Annotated in this window: 1 protein-coding gene; it reads right to left on the reverse strand. The window is 33.5% G+C overall.

Annotated features, from left to right (window positions below; translation table 11 throughout):
• On the reverse strand, positions 1-322 hold a 322-nt coding region (locus tag AA089_RS25360), incomplete at both ends, for a hypothetical protein (RefSeq protein WP_046759421.1).

Here is a 322-nt window from a genome sequence, read left to right on the forward strand (position 1 = left end):
AATAACGTAGGTAAGATTTTCAAATTTGTCATACACGTAGTAAGTGTCGTGTTTTTGATTGGTATTAAAGGTACGTTTTAAAATTACGCGTCCAAGTTTATCTGTAAATTCTTCTGTTGTGTGATCTTTTAGAAACTGTTGATTGGGCGTCCAATTCTCATCCTTTACAATCCTTTTTTGTAATGTTGCTTGCGCGTAATATGCGATAAATTCAAGCTCGGTTTGTTCCGTATCATCATTTGGGTGCGATACCCCAAATTGTATTACATTATCCTTTTTAGCATTTCCTTCTTCAAAGGTATTTACTTGATATTCAAATTTG

The sequence above is a fragment of the Kordia jejudonensis genome (assembly GCF_001005315.1).
GTDB classification, from domain to species: domain Bacteria; phylum Bacteroidota; class Bacteroidia; order Flavobacteriales; family Flavobacteriaceae; genus Kordia; species Kordia jejudonensis.